This is a genomic window from Kitasatospora sp. NPDC001225 (assembly GCF_053597855.1).
This window is the reverse complement of record NZ_JBSFJC010000098.1, coordinates 1-23,131: the sequence shown is the minus strand read 5'-3', so window position 1 is coordinate 23,131 and position 23,131 is coordinate 1. Positions and strand designations below refer to the sequence as shown.

Sequence of the window (23,131 nt, the reverse complement as noted above, 5' to 3'; positions counted from 1 at the left end):
CCGACACCCCGGGCAGCGCTAGGGTGCTGTCCGGACACGGGATGTGGGTAGGCGTGGGGGTGGCATGCGGTTCCTGTTCGTGCACGGCACCGGCGTACGACGGGACGGTTACGACCCGCTGTTCGGGCGGGTCTGCCGTGAACTCCTGGCCCGGTTCCCGGATGCCGAGACGGTGCCCTGTTACTGGGGCGACGACCACGGTGCGACGCTCGGCGCGGGCGGTGCCTCGATCCCGGGGTTCCCGGGCCTTCCGTCGTCCCTCCCCGCCACGTCGGAACAGGGATACGGCGGACCGGTCGTGCCGGGTCCGGAGACGCTGGTGAGTCGGTCCGACGGCAGCTGGACGCTGCTGTACGTCGATCCCCTTTGCGAGCTCCGGGTCCTGGCCGAGCTGCCCGTCGAGGACGAGGGGTTCGAGTCGCCCGGTTTCCGTTCGCCCGGTGCGGCCGTGGCCGCCGCGTTGGCCGGGTTGGCGAACGGGACACTGACCGGCTCACCGGAGAACCCTTCCCCGGCCGGAGCTTCTGGCGGAACATCGGTGGACGGCACATCCCACGACGTGGCCGCGTCGGCCGCACGCGAGTTGTCCGGTCTGCTGGTGTCCATCGGGCTGGCCACCCATATGCGGACCGCGCTGCGGCAGGTTGCGGACTCACCGGAGTTCGACGAGGCGTGCGAGCGGGCCGTCGATCCCGCGACCGCCGCCGAGCTGACTGCGGCGACCGCCCGCGCGGTCGCTGCCGCGCTCCTCATCTCGGCCGGTCCCACCACGCCGTGCACAGCAGATGAACGCGACCGTGTGGTCGAGCTCCTGGCCGACCTCCTCGGCGGTACCGCCCGCGGTCCCCTGGGCCGGGCCGCCGGTGTCCTCGGCAAGCTCGGGATGCGCATGGGCGGCCAGTACCTGCTGAACCGTCACCGCGGCGCCCTGACGGTGGGGCTCACCCCCGCGCTGGGCGACATCCTGCGCTACCAGGCGCGCGGCGGCCCGCTCCGCCGCTACCTGACCGAGAGGATCGCGGCTTCCCCCGGGCCGACGGTGGTCATCGGCCACAGCCTCGGCGGTATCGCGCTGGTCGACCTCCTGGCCCTGGCGGCCTCCCGCCAGGAGGTCCCCGAGGGGCTGCGACTCCTGGTGACGGTCGGTTCCCAGGCCCCCTACCTGCACGAACTGGGCGCCCTGCACGGTCTGGAACCCGGCGCCGCCCTGCCGGACGGCTTTCCCGAGTGGCTGAACATCTACGACCCGAACGACCTCCTCGGCTACCGCGCCGGCCCCGTCTTCCCCGGCGACGCGCGGATCACCGATCACGAGGTGACCAGCCGACAGCCGTTCCCCTACTCCCACAGCGCCTACTTCGGCCTGCCCGCGCTCTACGACCGGATCGCCACCGCACTGGCCGACACGCCTGGTTCCTCTCCTCAGCCGGACGGGCCGGACAGGGCCCGGGGAGGCGCCGGGTGATCGACCGGCCGCAGCCGGACTTCCCACCCCTGGCGCCCGAGCGCGTCTTCGCACTCGTGGTGGGCATCGAGTCCTACCGGGTGGGCACTGATTGGGACCTGCGCGGCCCTGCCCGGGACGCCGTACGCGTCGCCCAGTGGCTGTCCGGCCCGGCCGGGGTGCCCGAGGCCAACATCCGGCTGTTCCTCTCACCACTGCCCGTGCCCCCTCAGGGCCACCTCCCGGAGCAGCCCGACACCTCCGCCCTGCCCGCCCACCGCCCCGCCACCGGCGCCGACATCGAGGACGCGCTGCTGCGCGAACTGCCCAAGCACGACGGCGACCTGCTGCTCATCTACTGGGCCGGCCACGGCTACGCCGGCGACCAGGACCAGTTGCTGCTGCCGTTCGCCGATGCCTCCACCACTCCCATCCGGCACCTCGACCTCGACTCGGCCCTCCGGTTCTGGAACTCCAACAAGGTCCACCAGGCCTTCCGTCGGATCGTCTCGATAGGCGACGCCTGCAGGCTCGACCCACGCACCGGAACCCGCTCCACCTTCGGCCGCAACGACTACGGCGAGGGAAAGCCCGTACGCAGCCGCCGGACCTTCACCCTCTACGCCTCCCGGGCCGGCATGCCCGCACAGAACATCGCCGGCGGCGGCCGGCTCACCGAGGCGCTGCTGGCCCGGCTCACCGGGCTCACACTCGACGAGAGCATCCGCAGCCTGCCCGACATCGCCCGACTGGTCCACGACGACCTCGCCACGGGCGGCGAGGTCCACCAGGAGGTCCAGTGGCGCATCACCGGCTGGGACGGCAACCCGCTGCTCGACACCGGTTGGCCGGAAGCGCCGCTCGGCGCGCCCCGGCTCGACGAGCAGGCCTGGGCGGAGTTGCGCTCGCTGCTCGCCGGACCCGACCTGCCGCCCGAGGCCTACAACGCCTACTGCTGGGCCTTCGAGGCGGCCGGCTGCGTCCCGCCCGGCCCGGTGCTACCCGCCGCCGAGCCGATGGCTGTGGTGCGCGACCTAGACCAGCGGCTAGGAAGCAGCACCCGCAGGATCCCGCTCCCGCTCGCCTTCGTCGGCTACCTCGCCGCCCGGCAGAGCGACGGAGAGCAAGCCGAGCGGCTGGCCGACTGGGTCCGACGCACCGGCGTACGGTTGGGCACGGACGCCATCCCCGCTCCTCCCGCGCCCGAGCGCGAGGGGCGGGCCGAGCTGCACGTGCGGCTCACCGAGTCCACTACCGAGGACGCCTTCCTGGCGCGGATGTGGCTCTATCGGAACGGGTTCGAGACGCTCTGGGAATCCGGCGCACCGGTCTCCCTGGCGGCCGTCCAGCAGGAACTGGTCCACCAGCTGTTCGAGGCACCGGCCGGCCCGGAGGTGGGGCGCATAGAGTTCCACGTCCCCGAGATCCTGCTCGACGAGGAGTTCGAGGGTTGGCCCCTGCCGACTCGCGGCAGCCGCCAGGGCGAGATCGGCTGTACGTACGAGGTCGTGGTCCGCTGCCCCGAGGAGCGCACCCACCAGTCCGGGCGCCGCTGGCTGCGCAAGTGGGCCTGGTACCGCAAGCACGGAGGCCGCCGGTCGGACGCCGTCCTGTCGCTCGCCGGTAGCACGCCGATCGACAGCGGGCTCGCCGACCGGCTCGGGGCCGACGGCCACCCGGTCTGCGCACTGCTCGACCGGCACACCGCCCCTCTGCATGACCGGCTGGAGGTCCTGCTCGACGCCGGACTGCCCATCGCCCTGTGGCGCCGGACGGGAAGGGACGGGGCGCACAACCCGGCCTCCGCCTGCGCCTGCAACCGGGCCGAGGACGAGTTGGCGGTCGTCCTCGCCTGGCTCTGGACTGCTGAGGGCACCGGGAGCCCGGATTTCGACCTCGGTCAGCTGCCGTCCGTGGTGCGGAAACTGCGGATCGGTGGCGGGCCCTGCGGGTGCCCCGTGGGTCTGCGCCTGGGACTGCTCTGGGACGACCCGGAGCACCGGCCCCAGACCGGATCGCTGTCATGACCCCCGGCTGCCGCGACCGGCGCAGTGGGGAACCCCGGAGCCGAAGGGAAGGAACCAGCGCATGAAGGACTGGTGGATCTATCAGGGCGAAGGGACACCGGACACCCGGCTCGACGCCCTCGCGGCCAAGCAGCCGCCGTGGCGTGACTTCGACGGTACCCCGGACCCGGACTACCGGCCGCCCAACGACACCGGCCGGGCCTGGGAGCGGACCGTGCGGCGCGGCACCGGCTACGTCCCTGACGAGGCCGAGATCGACACCGTCAACACGGCGCTCTACCTGCGCCGGCCCCTGCTCGTCACCGGCAAGCCCGGCATCGGCAAGTCCACCCTCGCCTACAGCATCGCCGTCGACCTCGGCCTCGGCCCGGTGCTCTACTGGCCGATCACCAGTCGCAGCAGCCTGCGCGACGGCCTCTACCGCTACGACGCGATCAGCCGCCTGCACGACGCCAACCTCCAGCAGCTGCAGGCCGGCCGCACGCCCGCGCACGACCCGGCCGGCGCCCCGGCCAGCCCCGAGATCCCGGCCGCCCCCGATCGTTCGATCGCCCCGTACCTTCGGCTCGGCCCGCTCGGCACCGCACTGCTGCCACAGGACCGCCCCCGGGTCCTCCTGGTGGACGAGATCGACAAGAGTGACATCGACCTCCCAGGAGACCTGCTCACCGTGTTCGAGGAGGGCGGCTTCGAGATCCCCGAACTCGTCAGGATGGCGGCTCGCGAGCCACGGGTACGGATCGGCACCGACGACGACGCGTCGGACGATGCCAATGCCGATGTGGTCATCGACTGTGGGCGTGTTCAGTGCCGTGCCTTTCCCGTCGTCATTCTCACGAGCAACAACGAGCGCGACTTTCCCCCGCCCTTCCTGCGCCGCTGCATCCGCCTGCACGTCCAACCGCCCTCGACCGACAAGCTCGAACGGATCGTCCGCCAGCGGCTCCGGCTGCCCGCCGATCTCGCCCCCGAGCGCCAGGAACTGCTCCATGACCTGATCCGCGCCTTCGACGAGCGGAGGATCGACGGGGACCTGGCGACCGATCAGCTGCTCAACGCCGTCCAGCTCAGGCTCAGCGGCGCCTGGTCCGACGAAAGGGAGCGCGACGTCTTCCTGGGCACCGTCCTGCAGAAACTCACCGGACCGACAGCGCCGTGATCGACCGTCTGCTGCGTGCGCTCGCCGAGGCCGACAGCGCCTCGGCGGCCGGCCTGGCGCCTGAGGAGCTCGCCGACATCGTCTGGCTGGCCAGCTGCCTCGACGGTTCCGCGGCCGTGCGCCCGCAGCCCCTGGACCGGTCCGACGCTCCCTCGCCGGAGCCGTCGGACGGTACTGCCCGGCAACACCGGCGCGGCACCGCGCAGGGCGGACCGTCCGAGGCCCGCACCGAGCGGCATTACGCGACAGCCGACCTGGCCGACCACAGCGCCGCCCCCACAGGCTCCGGCTCCCGACACGGCGACCTGGTGCGTGTCGCCCGTGCCGGCGCCCTGACGGACCCGCTCGCCGTGATGCGGGCGCTTCGCCCGCTCGGACGCCACGCTGGCGCCGACAGCCGGGGTGAACCGGAGCTCGACGAGGAGGCCACCGTCAGCACCGGCGCCGACCAGCGCATGCTCATCCCCGTGCTGCGTCCGAGGCCGGGCCGGTGGCTGGACCTCGCCCTCGTCATCGACACGCACCGCTCGATGGTCCTCTGGCACGACCTCGTGGCCGACCTGCGCCGGGTGGTCACCCAGACCGGGGTCTTCCGCGACGTGCGAACCTGGTACCTCGGCGGCACCGAGGCCGACGGCAGTCCCGTCCTGTACACCCGCCCCGGCGGGACACCGCGCCGACCCCAGGAGATTGCCGACCCGTCCGGGCACCGACTCGTCCTGGTGGTCACCGACACCGTCGGCGGTGCCTGGGGACAGCCGGCCCTGGACTCGGTACTGCGCGGCTGGGCTCGACACGGCTCCGCCGCCGTTCTCAACGTCCTGCCCGAACGCCTCTGGTCACGCGGCGCCGTCCGGCCGTCCCCGCTGTCGCTGCGCACCACCGCCCCGGCGGCGCCCAACGCCCGCTGGGAGAGCACCGCCACCGGCCGCCGGGGCCGCGTCCACCGCCGCCGGGGGGCCGAAGCGGTCGGCCGCCCATTGCCGGTGCCGATCGTCGAACCGAACCCGGCGGGGCTCGCCGCACTCGCCACACTGCTGTCCGGCAGCGGGCGACGCGCCCGGCTGAGCTGCCTGCTCGTCGACGGGGCCGGCCACACGGGTTCCGGCCCGGGACCGGAGGCCGGTACCGACCTGGTACTGGAAGGGGAGCACACGCTCTCAGAGACGGACCGCCCGGCGGCATCGGCGACCGCCGCTGCGGTACTGAGGCGGTTCCGTGAGACCGCCTCGCCGCCCGCCCGTGAACTAGCGGGCTATCTCTCCGCCGTACCGCTCGTCCTTCCCGTGATGACCCTCGTCCGCCGGACCATGCTCCCGCAGTCCGACCACGGCCACCTCGCCGAGGTCCTGCTGGGCGGCCTGCTCGCTCCCTGGGAAGCCCCCGCCCCCGGTCTGAGTACTGACGACCTGAAGTTCGAGTTCCTCCCCGGCCTACGCGACGCGCTGCTCGGCGCCCAGCGCCGCGAGGACATCCTGCGGATCCGCGTCGCCGTACGCCACCAAGTGGCCGCCTACCTACGGTCGCACCGTGGCACGCCCGCCGACTTCCCGGCGGCCCGCGTGGCCGACGGCACCAGGGGCCGCGCGCTGGCACCCGGAGCACTGCCCTTCGCGGAGAGCGCCGTCACGGGCGCTGCAGCACCGCCCCGACCGAGCAGGACCATCCCGGTCGCCGATGCGCTCGCGGACCCGGCGCTGCTGGGCGTCGAACCGCCGGAACGCCGCCCGGGAGCCGAAGGGCTGCCGGCCCTGATCCCGTACCACCGACGCGAACTGGACGACGAGCTGTCACGAGCCGTACGCCACGCCCTCGACGGCCGCAGCACCGGCGTCCTGGTGGTCGGCGCTCCGGGAACCGGTAGGACCAGAGCCTGTCTGGAGGCGCTCCGGCAGCTACCCGACGGCTGGCAGCTCTGGCGGCCCGACGGCGCGCTGGACATCTGCACCCGGACGGCGGAGATCGGGCCACGGACGGTGGTCTGGCTCGACGATGCCGAATCGGTGTTCGGCGCCCAGGATCCTGCCGGCGCGGCAGCGATCGACCTGCTGACGAGGCTGATACGGGAGCGCCCCACCCTCGCCCCGGTTCTGCTCCTGGGTACACTGCGGACCGACTCCCTCGGATACGTCGGGGAGAGGGTCGGAGAGAACCGGCTGCGGGCCCTGGTGGAGTCGGCCGAGACGGTGACCGTCCCCGAACGGTTCACCTCACAGGAGGTCACGGCCGTCAGGCGGGACAGTCAGACCGACCCCCGACTCGCCGAAGCCGTCCGGGTAGCTACCTCGGATCGGCGGGTCGTCCAGATCCTGGCTGCGGCACCGTGGTTGCGCCGGCGACTGGACGAGGCGCCCACGACCGTGCGCGCGCTCCTGAACGCGGTGCTGGACGCGATGCGGATCGGCCACCGGCGCGGACTCTCCGGGCCCGCCCTGGCTGCCAAGGCACAGGCCTACCTGGCCGATGAACAGTTTCAGCAACTGCCATCCGACTGGTTCACCGATGCACTCGCTCATGCCGTACGGGGCAGCGGCTCGACAGGGCTGCTGCAGCCCTGGCACGAAACGGCTTCGACCGAGACGTTCTACACCCTTCACCCGCTGGTGGAGGAATGGTGCGAAACGCTGATGCCCAGGCTGCCCGGGCCGCTATGGTCAGCCGCGACGACGGCCTCGGAACCCGGCTGGGACGAGGACGACACCCGGCCGTACTTCTTCCTCTCCTATGCGCACACTCCAGAGTCCGGTGATCTGGGCGCGAGCGACCCGAACCACTGGGTCAGGCAGTTGTACCGGGATCTCTGCGAGGCGGTGCTGCAGCTCACTACCGTCCCGGACGGGGTCGCGGTCGGCTTCATGGACGAGTCCATGCACCAGGGCGAGTTGTGGGCCGAACGACTGTCCGACGAGTTGGCGACGTGCCGGGTCTTCGTACCCCTGTACTCCCCGAGGTACTTCAACAGCGTTCCGTGCGGCCAGGAGTGGCACGCCTTCACCCGTCGGCCGGTCTACCCGGCGAACCTCGACTCCGGGCGCACCGGCGGCATCGTGCCGGTGCTGTGGGCGCCGATGAGCCGCTACCGGCTGCCGAACGTGGCCAGTGAACTCCAGTTCGACCACGCGAGCTTCGGACCCGAGTACGCCACCGAGGGGCTCTACGCGCTGATGAAGCTCAGCTACTTCCGCTCCTCCTACGAGCTGGCCGTGCACCGGCTGGCGGCCCGGATCGTCCAGGTCGCCGAGGAGACGGTGATCCCGGCCGGGCGGCGGCTGGAGATCAGCGGCCTCCCGAGCGCCTTCAACGTCACCGCCCCGACCAAGCAGCTGCGGATCTACGTCCTCGCCGACCGCCGGGACGAGTTGCCCGCCGACCGCAGCCCGGACTACTACGGCGAGCGGCGCACCGACTGGCACCCGTACCGGCCGGTCGGCTCGCCGATCGCCCAGCACGCGACCCGCCTCGCCCGGCAGTTGGGGTTCCAGCCGACCGTGCACGAGTTCGACGACGAGGTCGAGTCGATCATCGACGGCAACGCCGAGGCCCCCGGCCTGCTGCTGCTCGACCGCTGGGCGCTGCGCGACCCGCGCCGGCGCGAACTGGTCCGGCGCTTCGACCGCTCGGACGCCACCTGGGTGAGCATCCTGGAGCCGTTCAACGGCGACGACCCCGAGTGCGCCGAACGCTCCGACGAACTCGGCGACCTGAGCGACGAGACGCTGCGCATCACCCGGCGCGCGAGCCGGCCGAGCTCCCTCGGCGCGACCGGCCAGACCGGACTGCACACGCTGGAGGACTTCGACGACGCGCTGCCCCGGGCGGCGATGAAGGCCAAGTACGCCTTCGAGGGCCGCACCCGGGCCGAACCGGAGGAACCGCCGCCACCGAGCCTGCGGGACGCGTTCCGGCGCCCAGGGGGATGACGTACCTCCGGGCGATGGGCCGACATAGGCAGCAGCCCCCGCTTCGCTCAACCCTGTCCGATGCCCGGGGCTTCCTTGACAGCAGGCCCCCTGACACAACCAGTTCTCACCTCATGCCCACGGGACGCGTTCAACGGTCACAGGGCAGCAGATCGCCCAACGCATTCTTGAAGGCCGTGAGCGGATAGTGCTCGCTTCCACAACCGGACATCTCAAGCTTCTTGAGCTGTCCCCCGACAATGTGGGAGAGCAGCGGCACCGGGAGGGCATCGGGCCAGAGGCCGGTCCGCTTGCCCTCCGAGAGCACCCGGCGGAACGCGCCGGTGGAGCCCCGCAGGCTCCGGCCGTTCGCCTTCAACTCCTCGGCGGCGCACTCGCCTTGGCCCTCGACAACCTGGAGCAGGATCTGCTGCGCGCGGGGCGGGAGGCGGTCGTAGTACGAGCGGGCCCGCTCCGGGGTCCAGCGGTCGTCGGGCACCGCGGTCACGACCGCCGTCGGCGCGGTGGCGAGGGCGAGCAGCTTCTCGAGCACCTCGGGGGTCGGATTCTCCACGGTGATCGTGATCTTCATGACGGACACCTTGGCAGCTTGAGGGGCTGAACACAAATAACCTCGACAAACATGTTACAGACGCGAGGCCGGCCTCCGGCTCGGATTGTGTACCAAGAAACGTGTTGCGTCCTCTAACTGGATTTAGAGGACGCAACACAGGGGCTGGTACAGATAGGCTGTCCCGGACGGATCATCAGCCCGCCGTGCCGGAAGGAGAGCGCCGTGGATGCCGAGGCGTCGGACTCCCTGCCGGCTCTGGTGGAACGCTCCACCGAGGTGGTGATCGGCGAGCTGGTGGACGACGGTCAGGCCCTCGTGCAGTTCGCGTTCGCCGGGGTCGACCCGAACGCGATGCTGACCGAGGACGCGGCAGACGACCTCGCCTCCGCCCGGCCGGCGCGCACCAGCCAGACCTACGCCGAGCAGTGGCGCTACTTCGCCCGCTGGTGCGCCGACAACGGCCGCCACCCCGGGCCGCGCACCAGCGAGGCGAACATGGTCTCCTACGTCTCCCACCTCCGCCGCCGCGGCGGACGCGACGGCACGGGCGCGCCCGTCAGCTCGCTGCGCCTGGCGATGGCCGCCATCCGCGACGCCAACGCCCGTGCGGGGTACGAGAACTGGCCCCCGAAGAAGGCGACCGCCGAACTGATCCGCAAGCAGGCCGCCGAGCACGCCCACGCCCGCCGCACCCCGAGGTCGAGCCCGCCCGTCGACGCCGCCCGCATCGCCCACCTCCAGCAGGGCACGACCGCCGAGATCCCGCTCGCCCGCTGGCGCGACCTGACCATCCTGCACCTCGGCTACCGCACCCGCGCCCGGCGCTCCGAGCAGGCTGCCTACCGCATCGACTCCGTCGTCTTCGAGCGCCTGGAGGACGGCACCGAGCAGATGGTCGTCGGCAAGCACACGTCGAAGAACGACCACTGGTCCACCGGCCGCGAGTACGTCGTCCGCGACCCGGTAGCGATCACCGTCGTCCGCACCTACATCTCACTGCTCGCCGAACTCGGCCAGGCAGAACCGCAGTTGCCGCTGCTGCGCGGCATCACCCGGTGGGGCCGGCTGATGCCCGTCCCCACCTCCGGAACCGGCATGACCGGCCACTCGGTGAACCGCGCCTTCAGGCGCATGGTCACCCGCACTCCCGGCTTCGACGCCAAGAACGCCACCAGCCACGGCCTGCGCGCCGGCGTCCCCGCCGACCTCGCCGCCCAGGGCTACAGCGCCGCCGAGATCCTGGTCATCACCGAGGACTGGAAGTCCACCACCATGGTCGAGAAGTACGCCAAAGCCGGCCTCCGCCGCGCCGGCAAGGACAACCTCGGCCGGGCCCAACAGGCCCTCGACGCCCTGGTCGTCCCACTGCCGACCGATCCCGCCGAATAGACAGGACGGGCGAACCCCCCGTATTTGCCGTGTCGTTGTCGGTCCACTCGATGGGTCACGGCCGGCCGCACTGGCCACTGATTCGCCCGGCGTCGCCAGGAGGTCGGCTGGGCTCTGGGAGGCGGCAGAAGAAGGGTCCTACCACGCGGTCATCGTGCCGCTGTCGGAACACTCCCGTCCCAGCGTCCGGAGCGACGCGCTCTTCGCCTTCCAGATCCGGGGCAATGCGGCGGCCAGGTCCGCCGACAAGCTGATCCCGCAAGTGCCCGGTGTGCGACAGTTCCGTCGCCTCCGCCGCCACGATGGCCGCCACCGCCCAGGACTTGGACCGCCTCAGTGGCGACCTGCAGGTCATCGGCAGCGGCACATCGGCTCTGCGCCGCCGACTCGCCAAACAGAAAGAGCAGTTGCAGGAACTGCGCTCCGCGCTGGCCCGCATGCAGGACGAGTTGAACGAGATCAGCGCCGGCCTGCGTGCGCCGCAACGGGAACCGGACGACCTGCTGCGTGGCGCGCACGTGCACGGATGCATCAGCCCCTACCTTCGACACCGCCGACGGCCTGGTACGGCTCCCCAGCATGGCCTGACGCAGCGCCGTGGCCCGGGCCCGCAGGCGGTGTCGGTGGTCGACCCTAGTGTGCCCTGGTGAACGTGGATGATCTTCAGTGGCAGTTCGGCAGCTACGGCGGTGTCCCGCCGCGGATCGTGGACGCGATCCTCGAACGCGGCGGCCTGGAGGCCCTGATGGCGGCCGCCAGGGAGCGTGGGGACTGGTTCTGCGCAGCGGGTGCGGTGCGGGGGTTGTGCGCGGCGGGCGAGTTCGGTCGGGCCTGGGCGGTGGTGGAGCCGTTCGCGGTCACCGGCTGGCAGCCGGCGGTGCGGACGGGTGCCGATGTCCTGCTGCGGTTCGGCCGCGTCGACCGGGCGCTGGAGCTGGCGCGCCCCGAGGGGCCGCAGGAGGACGCGGCCGGTGAGTGGCTGGACTACGCCGAGGTCCTGGCCCGGGCCGGACGGGTGGACGACGCCTTCGGCGTGCTGCGGCCGTACGAGTACGGCGGGTGGGTGCTGGAGGCCCTGGCCGAGATGACCGAGGGCCAGGGCCGCGACGAGCGGGTGCTGGAGCTGCTGGCCCCGATCGCAGAAGAGCTCCGGCGCGACCCGAAGGAGCACACGGTCCGCGGCCTGTGGAATGTCCTGCCCGCACAGGCCCGTGTCCTGGAACGCTCGGGCCGCGCGGACGAGGCGATCCGAATGCTCGGCGCGAACGTGGCGGCACACCGGTACGGACCGCAGACCACCGTCGAGTTCTACGCCGGGCTGCTCGGGCGACACGGCCGGCTCGACGAACTGCGCGCCCTCGCCACCGGCCCCGACCGCCGGGTCGCCGCGGGACCGTACGTGACGGCCCTGGAGAACGCGGGCCGGGCCGGGGAGGCGGAGTCGTACCTGCGCGGCCTCATCGCCGCCCGGCATCCGGGCTGGTACGAGAACGCGCTGATGGAACTGCTCATCCGCCAGGGCCGCTTCGACGACGCCGTCGAAGCGGTGGAGCACACCTTCGACGACCTCCACGACAGCAACCTCCTCCAGCCGACCATGCTCCTGCTCGCCGAACAGGGCCGGCACGACAAGGCCCTGGAACTCACCGAAGGACGCAGCCCCGAGTTCCTCGCCGCGAACGACGCGTTCTGGCTGCGGCCCAACCGCTGGTGGCTGATGGGCGAGGCCGGACGTGCCCGGGAAGCGATCACGGAGATCGAGGCCCTGCCGGCCGACGAGGTCCACGACCGCGAACCGACCATCGCCTGGCTGCTCGCCCAGGACGGCCGCATCGAGGAGGCCATGGCCCGCCTGCGCTCACTGCCCGGCAAGCGGGCCGCGACCGACCTGGCCGAACTGCTGGTCCGCCAGGGCCGCTTCACCGAGGCCATCGCCGTCATCCCCGACGTGGCCACCCAGCGGGAAGAAGCACGGAACCTCCGGAGCAGCCCAGCCGAGCACCTGAAGGCGCCGGGATCCGATCCCGGCGAGCACGACGACCCCTGGATCGCCCCGAACACCGCCCACTCGTGGTGACGCTCCCCGCCGCGTGATGCCGACGCCTGGACCGGGGCAAGCGCCGCGCCGCCCGGCGCGCACCGTCCACCGCCTGTGCCACGGGCCGGGCTGGGCCGGTCGTCACTGCCGCCGGATCAGGGGCCCGGCACTGTCCGGCCCGGCTTGTCAGGTCGTCGCCCTGCGGGGTCGTTCCAGGTCACGCTCGCCGGTATCAGCACGCCGGGTCCCCACCTTGAGGCCATCGCCTGCCAGCCGCCGGGCCCGCGGAGCTCCGCTTCTCCCCAAGGGCGCGGCCCGGGACCGGGACGCGGCTGACCCCCGCAGGCGCGGGGGTCAGCCGGCAGTTCCGTTCGATCGTCTGCAAGCTGCGCCGTTCTCGCGCATCCGGCGGCGCAGCTCCTGGTAGGCGTGGTGGTCGGCGAGCGGCGGCCGGGCCGGCTGCGCGGCGGGCCGGTCGTCGCGGCGGGCGGGTCGGTCGTCGAGGTCCTGGTCGTGCTGCACCACGGGGGCGGTGCCGACGCGGACGTCGATCGCCTGGACCGTGCTGGGGCGTAGCTGCTCGAGGGCGGTGAGGATGTGTCGGGTCTGGTGGCGGAGCTGGGCAGCCCAGGCCGGGGAGTCGGCGGTGTTTTTACCGGGGTGAAGTAGAGCCACGTCTTCGGTCTGTTGGGGAGCCAGCCGATCTTCGGTGAGTTCGGGAGCCAGTTCGTGTGATGGTGTGGAACATGCCGCGTTCGGAGTAATCGCGGGAGCTTTCGCCGTCTGGCCGCCACTCTGTGCCTGTTGATCACGGTCCAGGTCAGGGAGACCGCTGGTGCACAGGTCACGTGAGTGGCTGTTCGAGAGGATCCGCCGGGCCAAGCGTGAGCTGGGGCTGTCGGGGCGGGAGCTCGCGGTGCGGTTCAAGGTGTCGCGGAACACGGTGGAGAAGGCGTTGGAGTCGCCGGTTCCGCCGAAGCGCAAGTCGCCACCGCCCCGCAAGAGCGTGCTGGAGCCGGTGAAGGGCTTCATCGACGCGATGCTGCGCGAGGACCTGGACGCGCCGACAAAGCAGAAGCACACGATCCCGCGGATCATCGAGCGCCTGGCCGCGGAGCACGACTTCGAGCAGGCCCGCCCCACCACGCTCTGGGACTACGTGTCCAAGCGGCGCCCGGAGATCCACGCGGAGTCGCTGGAGGGACGCCGGCACCTGGACGGGATAGTGCCCCAGGCGAAAAGGCCGGGCGAGGAGGCGGAGGTCGACTTCGCGGACTTCTGGCTGGACCTGGCCGGGCAGCGGCGCAAGTGCGTGCTGTTCACGCTGCGGCTGTCATACTCGGGCAAGGCGGTGCACCGGGTCTTTCTCTGCACCAGCGATCGTCGCTTGGGGTTCCCTGGGGCAAAACCGCTGGCAGCTGGGCATTCGCCCGGCAAGGATGCAGCTATGCGTCACGCCACCACTGACCCTGAGCTGCTGGGCTTGGTCCGCCGATTCGTCACGCCCGGACGGCGGTACCTTCGGCTGGGTGGAAGCTTGCTGCGGTTGAGCAGGCCTGAGCGCCTAGTGTTCGCGAGAGAGCTGGTCCAGGCTGCCTCGGAGATCACTCCGGCTGAGCTCGACGTCCTCTTCGAAGGCGGGTGGCGAGAGCGCAAGACTGCTTCCTGGCTGGTGGTCGTGGCTGGCAGGACCGAGTTCCGCAGCCGCATCGGCGAACTGCTGATGGCCAGCGAAGGGCCGTATGCCGGCGCGGCCTACTGCGTCACCCTCGCCACGTTCGGCGAAAGCACGGACGCCGATCTGCTATGCCGATACCTTGACCGTTACTTGCTGCGGCCCGATCTCGACTATGACCAGGGCTTTGCGCTTGGCGCACTGCTTCACCTCGACGCCACCCTCGGGTCTGAGCGCGCATCCGGATACCTTGCCGAGGGGGGCCTGTGGACGCAGTGGACCGACGCTCCGCCGCGAAGGGACCGTGATCCGCAGGCGTACCGCCAGGTCGTGGACCAGCTCTGCTCCTTCGCCAACGAGTGTGGCGAACACTTTGCCTCGCTGGAAAACAGGCACTACTCGCAGGCCGAGAGGAGGACGGAACCGGGGACTGCGTAGGCTGCAGCGGTGATCGTCAGATGCATCAAAATCATCCGGCCCGGGACCTCGACGGTCGTCAGCGAACATCCGGGCGTGCGGATCGGCGAGGAGTATCCGGTCCTCGAAGTGTTCGCCGCCCGGTCGCGGATCCTGTTCCGCCTTCCTGACCGCAGTGCGCGGCGGGACGAGATCGACTCGCCTGGGCTGTGGGACGCCGACATGTTCGAGATCGTGTCCGATCGGATGCCGACCTGTTGGGTCACCGGACTGGAGGATGGTCGGCTGACCCTGGCGCCTCAGGAGTGGCAGCGACCGGGTTTCTGGGAGGACTACTTCGATCACGTGCCGGGCGCGGTTTCCGATTATGACCGTCTGAAGGCCCGGATCATCGCGGAGGCGTGATCGCCTAACCAAGGGCGGCGACCCCGTCCTCCCCTCGGTCGGTTTGGGCTCGCAGGCGTTCGGCCTGCCGTTTCTTGTCGGCGATGTGCCGCAGGCTCTCCTGCAGGCTGGCGACCTCACCGAGCCACCGCATCCGTTGGGCCTCTCCGAGACGCTGGCGGGTGTTGGTCTCGATCTCCAGCAGCCGGGGTTCCTGAGCCAGGTCGAGGCGGAGCATGGGGCACCTGACACAGGCTTATCCGAACCAGTCCAGCTCGACGCTGAGCTCGTCCGCGAAGTGCCTTCGCAACGGAAAGTAGTCGTGAAGTCGCCGGACAAGTGGCCATCCCGGGCGTGTCGCGCTCCGGGGCGGCCGTTCCGCGGGCCTACTGGGAGAACGCGTAGGTTCGGACGGGGTCGAGGTGCAGCTCGTAGGGCCCGAAGCAGTCTGCCGCTAGCGTCGCGACCGGGGCGCCGCAGCGACAGGATCGGTTGAGTCCTTCGTCACCCGTCGGCCCGCAGCAGCCGGTGCTGTTTTCCCAGTTAGGCAGCGGTTGAAGGTCGGGGGCGTCATCAGGGTGTATCAGCACTGTGCCCGGGACGCCCGCAGAGATGACGAAGCCCTCCTCGCGGCAGACCAGCGGCCCTCGGGACTGAGCCGGCTTCGGGTCCTCCTGATCGTCCTGTACGACGTAGGGAGGTCCCCAGGGCTCGGGATCGATTGCGTAGCGGCCACGCGGAACAGTGGAGGGTGCCCGGCGTGTCTTCTTGTCCCGGTCGTGTTCGTCGTCGGAGGGGTCGGGGACGGCGGCCAGCTCGGCCAGCTCCGGCGTGATCGCGGTACCGCACTTGGAACAGAGGAAGACGGTCATCCCCTCGTTGTAGTCCTCGGGACTGCTGTTTCGCACCTTCGTTTAGCTGCTCGGAGTCGATGCGCGCCGCGACGATGCGGAAATCGAGCATGCCGAAATGGATGGGCTGTGTCGGGCCGCGAGGTCGCGCCACCTCCACCTGAGCCCACTCCACGGGTGCCCAGGTGCGAGCGCACCGAGCATCCCGTGGCCGTCATTGTTTATCGGAGCTCAGGCAGCGGTCCGGAGTTCTTCGGGTAGCGGCCCTCTTCAAGCCGGAAGAGGTACTTCCGGAGGTCCGCGCCGAGCCCTTCCGTGATGTACGAGGCAAAGTCCCTCAACCCCTCTGCGGCTTCCCGCTCGTCAGACCTGTCGCTGGACGACCATCCGGGCAGGAGGGACTCCAGGTACTCGGTGACCCGTCCACGGTCGCGCCACCAGTCCCGAACAGCCTCGGGTGTCCATCGGCTGTCGCCGTCGCAGGCATAGCCGCGGTACGGATCTTCCTGGGCCGCTGTCACCAGGTTCAGGACCTCGGCCGTGGTCGTCGGCTGGCGATACACATATTCGCCGAAGTACTCGCCGCCGTAGAGCACATGACGCGGTGCGTGCAGCCGGCCCGTCCAACAGTTGTCGGCAATGCCGGTGTAGAAGGGGCCAGGAACGTTCAACCAGAGCCGGTCCTCCCAACGCCCGCCGAAGGACGTCTCGGGCTCGCCTTCTGGAAGGGCCGCTATCGGTTCCCGGCCCAGCTCTTCGTAGGTCATCCGCGAAGCTTAGGACCCGTCGGGAAGGATGTCTCAGCGTCGGCGCTGCTGCGGCCGGTGTCGCGGCGGATGTCGGGCATGCCGAGTTGGACGGTGGACGGCTGGGCTGCACGCTCGCGCATGGCCTCCAGTTTCTGCGCTGCGGCGGCCATGGTGGTCTCGATGGCGGCGACCTCTCCGAGCCAGCCCTGGTCCTTGGCCTCTTGGAGGCGGTCGATGAGGTTGGCGTGGATCTCCTGGAGACGTGGCATCTGGGCTGGGTCCACGAGAAGTAGGAGACATCTGACGCAGGCGTTTTCATGCTGGCACGGGATCGCGTAGTCGCGGCCGCAGGTCCCCAAGGCGACCTTGCGGAGCTCGAAGTGGGCCAGGAACTCGTCCCACTCGGTGGCGGTGAGCTCGCGGTACTCCTCGCTGGGCCGCTCGGTTCTGCGGCGGGCGATGAAGGCCCGGTGATGGGAGATCACGTCCTCTGGGTAGATCGCTAACGGTGGAGTCGGGTATTGGAACTGCCCGAATACCTCCTCTCCAAGTGCTGGCGGCAGTGATCGTTGAAGCGTCAGTCGTCGGCTGCGACGAGGAGAGTGAGCGTCGCCGCAGGGCGGTCAATGAGGACGAGTTCGTGGTAGTCGATGTGGATGGGGCCATAGTCGTGGAACGCGTCCTCCGGAAGCTGCCCCAGCAGGTATCTGCTGGTCGCCTTGCGGATCGGGATGTAGATCTCCTGATGCAGGTGTGACGCGAGTGGCTCTGGGACGTTGCCGTGCTGGTTGGCCCAGGAGTGGATGACGTCGACTGCCGTCGCGGCATCGACGGCCTTGTAGGTGTCAGGGGTGATGCGGTCAAGCCACCACTGGCCGTGCCGCGGCCAGTCGTGAACACCAGCTCCGTCGTACGTGTCGCGAAACTGAGGGTGTGAGATCAAGGCCGCCAGCGCGTCTCGGTCGTCCAGCACCTCGGACGGCAGCCGGAAGTGCTTGGCATCGACCCAGCGGTAGCCATGGGAGCCCTCGCCGAAGTCGAAGCCTCGGAAGTTGATGAAGGGGCTGTCCAGGTGGACGAGGGTGGGCACTGGTTCCATGCTCGTCATCGTAGGTCGCGTCGTATCCTCGATCCGTCGATGATCTTTGGCTTGACCAACTCGGTCTGTCCGAGTCGACGGCCTCCCGAGCTCAACAGCTTCGAGCACGTCGCGCGTGCAGTGGATGCTGATCATCAGTCCACTGGGACGGAAGACGTGCTGCCCCGGCCGGTCGGACTCCGAAATCGCGGCGAGATCGCGGAGCGAGTCCAGCGCCTCGTTGGTTGATTGCCGAGTCATACCGATCCGCAACGGGCCGACGCCGGTTGGTGGGGCGAGGTCGAAGTCCATGCGGGCATGATCCCAAACAGGTCTGTCAACGAGTCACGACGGGCCATCCAGTCCCGAGAAACTACATAGCGTGACTTCTCCACAGAAGTTGGACCAGAACCCGTTCTTCACCTACGCAGCCACTCATTGGATCAACTCGGTGTGCGGATGCTCGGGGGAGGTCGGGCAGACGTAGATCTGCATGTTGTCCGTGCTGCCTACTTCTACCCCCGTCGGCTGCGAGGGGTTCTGGCCCGCGTAGTGAGCGCCGGCGGCGTTGGCCTGGTCCTCCTGCGGCACCCAGCCTTCGCCGCCGTCCCACTCAAAGGAAGCGATCGTCAGCAGCGGGACCATCTGCGCCTCGCATAGAGCGCAGTACAGGTCGATCGGGTCGGTGCGGCCCCACGGGGGCCAGCCGCCGACCTTCCAACCGGGTGCGTTGCCCAGATGGATGGAGTAGAAGTCGCGCGGATACGCCGCATAGGAGCTGGCCAGGTCGGCGCCGCCCGCCTGCCACCTGTTCCAGTCCTCCAGCATCTCCTGCAGCTCCGGGCTCAGGTCAAGGCTGTTGGGGTACTCGGTGATCGCTTCCGGTGCCAGCAGGCACGGCTGCGGCACGTAACCCGGATAGTCAGCCTCGTACGGTTCCGGTGGTGCGACGAGGACGTCGCCGACGTCCGCGGCGGACCGCCAGAACAATGCGGTCGCCGGCTTGTAGTCCGGATCGTGCTCATACGGGCACCAGAGAATCTGAAGCAGATCAGCCTGCCCGGGCGGCCGCAACAGGGGTACGTCGCGCAGGAACAACTGAACCACGGGCAACATCGGGACCGGGCATTCCGCCGGACCGGGAAGGCCGGCTTCGAACCGTTCGGCAAGCCACGCGGCATTACGCTCCTTGAGAGCCTCTTCCTCGGGCGTGAGCGTGGACTCGAGGTCAGGGCGCCACCGGTACCGCAAGGCTCTCTCGAGCCGCACTTCGGTCGGCGACCGGCGGAATCCAGTGTCTACGTGCAGGTGCGCGTCCTCGCAGTGCGGCCACGGCTCTCCTGCCGGCCACAGCAACGGCCCGCCGACCGAGCTGTCCCGAACCGAAGGAGACCCCGGACGCGGATGCAGCCGTATCGCAGTGCGTGCCAACGGCGCCAGCTCGGGGAAGACCGCTGTCACCTCGACAGGCCGCGGTGGAGTGGTGCGTACGAAACTCATACCGGTGATCTTGTCACCAGCTACCGACAGCAGGGACCAGCCCACCCGGCACCCCCGGGCGGCCCAACCATACGAACGGGACCGAGGCCAACCACAACGCTAGTGCTGTGACCGCATAGGTTCGCCGGGGTTGCTGGATCACGCGGCGAGGATGGGTCTGCCGCCCCAACGAATACCCTTCTCGCTCCGGACACGGGCGCGCTCGCGGCGTTGGGCGGCCAGGACGTCGGGATGGCGGGCGTTGGCGTTGCGCCAGCGCAGGTAAGCGTGCAGCACGCGGGTCTGAACCGTGTGGTTCGGATGGTTCGAGTTCGCCAGGGTGAACTGCCGCAGCGGTCCGAAGTGCGCCTCGATCGGGTTGGCCCAGGAGGCGTTGGTCGGGGTGAAACACAGGTGGACGTTGTTGTTCTTCGCCCAGCGCAGGACCTTCCTGCCGTTGTGGGCGGAGAGGTTGTCCAGGGGGCGCCGTCCGGGCGGGCGGCCCGGATCGATCTGAGCGCCGCCAGCGTGTTCAGGGTGCCCTGCGGCGATGGTTGACGCCCCACAGGGTGTCGTCTCCGACCGAGTAGCAGCCGTGGAAGTAGGTGACGCCGTGGGTGCGCGTGTAGGTCGCGGGGAGCCGGTCGGGCCGGCCCCGCTCGGCCCAGCCGCTGCCGGCGGTGGGGCGGATGCCGAGCAGGCCGAACTCGTCGAACGCGAACGTGCGGTCGGGGAAGCGGTCCAGGACGTGCTCGATCCGCTCCAGTTTGGCGTCGAACTCGGGATCGGAGGACTCCTTCCAGGTCCTGGTGCGCTGGAAGGTGACACCCCGCCTGGCGAGCAGGCGGCGCAGGGCCTCACGGCCGATGCGGATCACCCGGCCGTGGACCTTGCGCAGGTAGGCGAGCAGTTTGCGGATCGACCAGCGGGTGAAGGGCTGGCCGAGCCGGGTCGGGCGGGTGGTGGCCGTCTGGACGACGAAGTCCTCGTCGTCAGTGCTGAGATGGCGGGGACGGCCTCCCGCCCACCGAGGGTCCAGGCAGGCCAGGCCGATCTCGTTGAACCGGTGGATCACGTCCCGCACCGTGTCCTCGTCGGCCTGGACCAGCCGGGCGATGACCGGGACCCGGTTGCCGCCGGCCGAGGCCAGCAGCATCATCGCCCGCCGGTGGCGCACGGTGTTGGTGCGGCCCCGACGCACGATCCGCTGTAACTGCTGGCCTTCCTGGTCCGTGAGTCTGCGAACCCTGACCGGCTCCGCCACCGGGGCCCCCTTTCAAGCCGAATGTCTCGCGACATCCAACCGGCCCAGGGCCCTCCGGCGCCAACCCGGTGAACCTATGTGGTCACAGCACTACACCCGCCGATGCTCGGGACCGTCGACTTCGACACTCCATAAGGGCCTTCTGCCTCGGTGTGGATCGCGATCTCCGCACCGGCACCCAGAATGGCCCTCATGCCACACCGTAACGCGCCACTGACCGAGACCGGACGCTAGGTGTGAAACTGCGTCCCATCCCGGCCTCGCCGTTCTCCATGAAGGCCAGGTCGTCGGGCCCGGGCGGCGGTGACCGCGTGGTTCGACCGGCCGGTGCGCCGCTCACGTCCACGGACGGGCGGACGTGGGCGACGCACCGTCTGCTGGGCGGTCCGTCAGCAGGCGCGCTGGTACGTGGCGAAGACGATCTGGTCGAGTGCGAGGATCTCGGTGACGCCCGGGGCCATGCACATGCCGGTGTCCGGGACGGAGCGGTAACCCACGACGATGTAGGCGCTGGTGGTGCCGCAGTTGTTCCAGTAGGAGTGGCCGGCGGCTTCGGAGTAGCCGCACGGGGTGGTGGCCTGGGTCGCGGCCGATGACGGCGTCGCCGAGGTGAGGAGCAGGAACGTCGATACGGCCGCCGTGACGGCGACGAGGAAATGCCGCTTGTATCTGGTCATGCGGTCCAGAATTCCGAGCGGCGCTATGCCGCTCCTATACACCCCGCATTCACTCCGCCTTTCCCCTTGCCAGGGGAAAGGCGGAGTGGAAAATGGGGGTCAGAAAACGGGCTGGGGAATCGCGGAGGTGATCCAGGCGGTGAGGGCCTGGGCGACGGGGCTGGCCGCGGCGACGGGGTTGAAGGCGGGGACGGGCTTGACCGCGGGAACGGGCTTGTCCACGGGGACGGGGATGACCGCGGGGACGGGGTCGAGGTGGACGATCTGTCCGGCGTAGGTGAGGCCGGCTCCGAAGCCGAAGAGCAGGACGTCGCCGCCGGTGTCGATGTCGCCGCGGTTGATCATGCGGGACAGGGCGATCGGGACGGTCGCGGCCATGGTGTTCCCGGTGGTCGCCACGTCGGTGGCGACGGGCACGCCGGACAGGTCGAGGTGGTTGGCCAGGGCCCGGATGATGCGCAGGTTGGCCTGGTGGGGCACGAAGCCGGCCAGGTCGGCGGGACGGATGCCGGCGTCCGCGCAGATCCGGGCGGCGATGGGGCCCAGGCTCGTCGCCCAGCGGTAGACGGCGCGGCCGTCCTGGCGCAGGACGCGGGTGTCGGGGTCGATGACGATCCGGTCGGCGTGCTCGCCGACGCTGCCCCACACCACCGGGCCGATGGCGCGGCGGTGGTGCGGCAGGACCACCGCCGCGCCCGCGCCGTCGGCGAAGAGCACGGCGGTGTCCCGGTCGGACCAGTCCAGCCAGGAGCTGGCCTTGTCCGCGCCGATCACCAGGGCGCCCCGGCTGGTGCCCGACCTGATCAGGGAGTCCGCCACGGCCAGCGCGTGGCAGAAGCCGGCGCAGGCGCTGTTGACGTCGAACGCGGCGGGCGCGGCCAGGCCGAGCCGTCCGGCGACCCGGGCGGCGACGGCCGGCATGGTCGACTCCGCGCTGGCGGTCGCCACGATCACCGTGTCGATGTCGGAGGCGGAGTCGAGGCCGTCCCGGTCCCGGGCAAGGTTGGCCAGGGCGTCGTGGGCGGCCGCGACGGCCATGTCCGCGACCGTCTCGTCCGGGGCGGCGATGCGGCGTTCGCTGATCCCGGTGCGGGTCAGGATCCACTCCGCGTCGACGGTCAGCCGTTCGGCGACCGCCTCGCTGGTCAGGACGGTGCCGGGCAGGTAGTGCCCCATGGCAGCGATCCGTGTGCCCGGGGCCGGGATTGATGGCATTGTCGTCTCTCCTCGTGTGATCAACCAGGAACCGGGACGCCCTGGGCAGCACCGAGGACTACTGTCGCCACCGCGGCTATATTTTTCTTCTACTTCCGGGCCTGCCGGGAATTTCAGGCGGGGCGTTCGGCCACCGGTTCTATTCGTGGACGTGCCAGGTCGAAGTAGTCGCCGGTGTCCAGGGCCACGGAGCGGTCCAGGCGGGCCGCGTTGAAATAGAGCCGCGGGCTTTCGAGGAGTTCCGGGTCGACGATCAGTTCCAGGTCGGGGTGGAACGCGAACGGCACGATGGATCCGCTCCGGCATCCGGTGAGGCGCTCGGCCCGTTCCAGCGAGGCGAATCCGGCGCGCGTGCCGCCCAGCAGGTCCCGGACGGCGTCCACGTCGACCCGCAGGTCGCCGGGGACGACGGCGAGGGCGTGGCGTGTGCCCCGGCCAGGTGTCCTGACCTGCAGGACCAGGCACTTGGCGGCCTGTTGCAGGGGGTGGCCGCGCAGGACGCTGGCCACGTCCGTACGGCCTTCCGCCGCGTGGTGGATCATCCGGTAACGGCACCCGGACCGGTCGAGGAGGTCGATGAGCCGTGTGTACGTGCTCGGTTCGGCCGGTTCACCGGGGCGGGCGGTCTCCGCCGGCTCGGCTGTGCGAGTCATCACCAGCAACTGGTTCACTCCTTTTCTGTTGGTGCGGGGGGAGCCGGTCGGCAGCCTCGGGCAGTCGGCCGGACCGCGTGGTCGCCCACGCGGTCCGGCCACGGGGGTCAGGCGGTCCGGTTGCCGTGCTCCGCGAGCATCTCCGCGAGCAGGCCGGAG

General features: G+C 70.3%; 19 protein-coding genes and 2 pseudogenes. 9 read left to right on the top strand and 12 right to left on the bottom strand.

Annotation, left to right across the window (positions count from 1 at the left end; all coding sequences use genetic code 11):
- Positions 1-64 precede the first annotated feature (64 nt).
- The 4 genes from ACWDCZ_RS28185 to ACWDCZ_RS28170 all read left to right on the top strand — a co-directional run bounded on the left by ACWDCZ_RS28185 (position 65) and on the right by ACWDCZ_RS28170 (position 8,550).
- A complete protein-coding gene (locus tag ACWDCZ_RS28185; RefSeq protein WP_449817288.1) occupies positions 65-1,465 on the top strand; it encodes a hypothetical protein in 1,401 nt (466 codons plus the stop codon).
- Complete coding sequence (locus ACWDCZ_RS28180) at positions 1,462-3,471, top strand: VMAP-C domain-containing protein (RefSeq protein WP_449817287.1); 2,010 nt, start codon at positions 1,462-1,464, stop codon at positions 3,469-3,471. The genes ACWDCZ_RS28185 and ACWDCZ_RS28180 overlap by 4 nt, the downstream gene beginning before the upstream one ends.
- Before the next feature lie 61 nt (positions 3,472-3,532).
- A complete protein-coding gene (locus ACWDCZ_RS28175) occupies positions 3,533-4,630 on the top strand; it encodes an AAA family ATPase (protein WP_449817286.1) in 1,098 nt (365 codons plus the stop codon).
- Complete coding sequence (locus ACWDCZ_RS28170) at positions 4,627-8,550, top strand: TIR-like protein FxsC (RefSeq protein WP_449817285.1); 3,924 nt, start codon at positions 4,627-4,629, stop codon at positions 8,548-8,550. The genes ACWDCZ_RS28175 and ACWDCZ_RS28170 overlap by 4 nt, the downstream gene beginning before the upstream one ends.
- A gap of 130 nt (positions 8,551-8,680) precedes the next feature.
- Here the strand turns inward: ACWDCZ_RS28170 and ACWDCZ_RS28165 are convergent, their stop codons facing one another.
- The gene (locus ACWDCZ_RS28165) at positions 8,681-9,121 is read right to left on the bottom strand and encodes a hypothetical protein (RefSeq protein WP_449817284.1); all 441 of its coding nucleotides are present in this window, start codon (positions 9,119-9,121) and stop codon (positions 8,681-8,683) included.
- A gap of 204 nt (positions 9,122-9,325) precedes the next feature.
- On the opposite strand from ACWDCZ_RS28165, the gene ACWDCZ_RS28160 reads away from it, so the two are divergent.
- From ACWDCZ_RS28160 to ACWDCZ_RS28150, 3 genes are all read left to right on the top strand, one after another.
- On the top strand, positions 9,326-10,492 hold the full coding sequence (locus ACWDCZ_RS28160; protein ID WP_449817283.1) for a hypothetical protein: 1,167 nt from the start codon (positions 9,326-9,328) through the stop codon (positions 10,490-10,492).
- A gap of 302 nt (positions 10,493-10,794) precedes the next feature.
- Positions 10,795-11,142, top strand: coding sequence for a hypothetical protein (locus tag ACWDCZ_RS28155; RefSeq protein ID WP_449817282.1), 348 nt, complete (start codon positions 10,795-10,797; stop codon positions 11,140-11,142).
- 2 nt (positions 11,143-11,144) lie between these two features.
- Entirely contained in the window at positions 11,145-12,569 is a 1,425-nt protein-coding gene (locus ACWDCZ_RS28150) for a tetratricopeptide repeat protein (RefSeq protein ID WP_449817281.1), read from the top strand.
- Positions 12,570-12,884: 315 nt separating this feature from the next.
- On the opposite strand, the gene ACWDCZ_RS28145 is transcribed toward ACWDCZ_RS28150, so the two are convergent.
- The gene (locus ACWDCZ_RS28145) at positions 12,885-13,205 is read right to left on the bottom strand and encodes a hypothetical protein (RefSeq protein ID WP_449817280.1); all 321 of its coding nucleotides are present in this window, start codon (positions 13,203-13,205) and stop codon (positions 12,885-12,887) included.
- A 160-nt stretch (positions 13,206-13,365) separates the two neighbouring features.
- On the opposite strand from ACWDCZ_RS28145, the gene ACWDCZ_RS28140 reads away from it, so the two are divergent.
- A complete protein-coding gene (locus ACWDCZ_RS28140) occupies positions 13,366-14,643 on the top strand; it encodes a DUF6000 family protein (RefSeq protein WP_449817279.1) in 1,278 nt (425 codons plus the stop codon).
- Between the two features lie 9 nt (positions 14,644-14,652).
- Positions 14,653-15,027: a hypothetical protein gene (locus ACWDCZ_RS28135; RefSeq protein WP_449817278.1), complete on the top strand. Its 375-nt coding sequence runs from the start codon at positions 14,653-14,655 to the stop codon at positions 15,025-15,027.
- Positions 15,028-15,031: 4 nt separating this feature from the next.
- Here ACWDCZ_RS28135 and ACWDCZ_RS28130 read toward each other — a convergent pair whose 3' ends face one another.
- From ACWDCZ_RS28130 to ACWDCZ_RS28085, 10 genes and pseudogenes are all read right to left on the bottom strand, one after another.
- Positions 15,032-15,244, bottom strand: a complete 213-nt coding sequence (locus ACWDCZ_RS28130; RefSeq protein ID WP_449817277.1) for a hypothetical protein — start codon at positions 15,242-15,244, stop codon at positions 15,032-15,034.
- Between the two features lie 148 nt (positions 15,245-15,392).
- Entirely contained in the window at positions 15,393-15,878 is a 486-nt protein-coding gene (locus ACWDCZ_RS28125; protein ID WP_387968620.1) for a hypothetical protein, read from the bottom strand.
- A gap of 200 nt (positions 15,879-16,078) precedes the next feature.
- Positions 16,079-16,624 carry a hypothetical protein gene (locus ACWDCZ_RS28120; protein WP_387968621.1) on the bottom strand — a complete coding sequence of 182 codons (546 nt, stop codon included), beginning with the start codon at positions 16,622-16,624 and terminating at the stop codon, positions 16,079-16,081.
- Entirely contained in the window at positions 16,621-17,091 is a 471-nt protein-coding gene (locus tag ACWDCZ_RS28115; RefSeq protein WP_449817276.1) for an integrase, read from the bottom strand. Before ACWDCZ_RS28115 ends, ACWDCZ_RS28120 begins: the two co-directional genes overlap by 4 nt.
- Positions 17,092-17,183: 92 nt before the next feature.
- A complete protein-coding gene (locus ACWDCZ_RS28110; RefSeq protein ID WP_449817275.1) occupies positions 17,184-17,996 on the bottom strand; it encodes a hypothetical protein in 813 nt (270 codons plus the stop codon).
- A gap of 123 nt (positions 17,997-18,119) precedes the next feature.
- Positions 18,120-19,184 carry a hypothetical protein gene (locus tag ACWDCZ_RS28105; RefSeq protein ID WP_387968632.1) on the bottom strand — a complete coding sequence of 355 codons (1,065 nt, stop codon included), beginning with the start codon at positions 19,182-19,184 and terminating at the stop codon, positions 18,120-18,122.
- A 138-nt stretch (positions 19,185-19,322) separates the two neighbouring features.
- Positions 19,323-20,427 (bottom strand): annotated as a pseudogene (locus ACWDCZ_RS28100) (IS630 family transposase).
- A gap of 389 nt (positions 20,428-20,816) precedes the next feature.
- Entirely contained in the window at positions 20,817-21,104 is a 288-nt protein-coding gene (locus tag ACWDCZ_RS28095) for a DUF6355 family natural product biosynthesis protein (RefSeq protein ID WP_387968642.1), read from the bottom strand.
- 258 nt (positions 21,105-21,362) lie between these two features.
- Positions 21,363-22,319: pseudogene (locus ACWDCZ_RS28090) on the bottom strand (beta-ketoacyl-ACP synthase 3); the annotation flags it as partial.
- 113 nt (positions 22,320-22,432) lie between these two features.
- Positions 22,433-22,972, bottom strand: coding sequence for a YbaK/EbsC family protein (locus ACWDCZ_RS28085; RefSeq protein ID WP_375877657.1), 540 nt, complete (start codon positions 22,970-22,972; stop codon positions 22,433-22,435).
- Positions 22,973-23,131 lie beyond the last annotated feature (159 nt).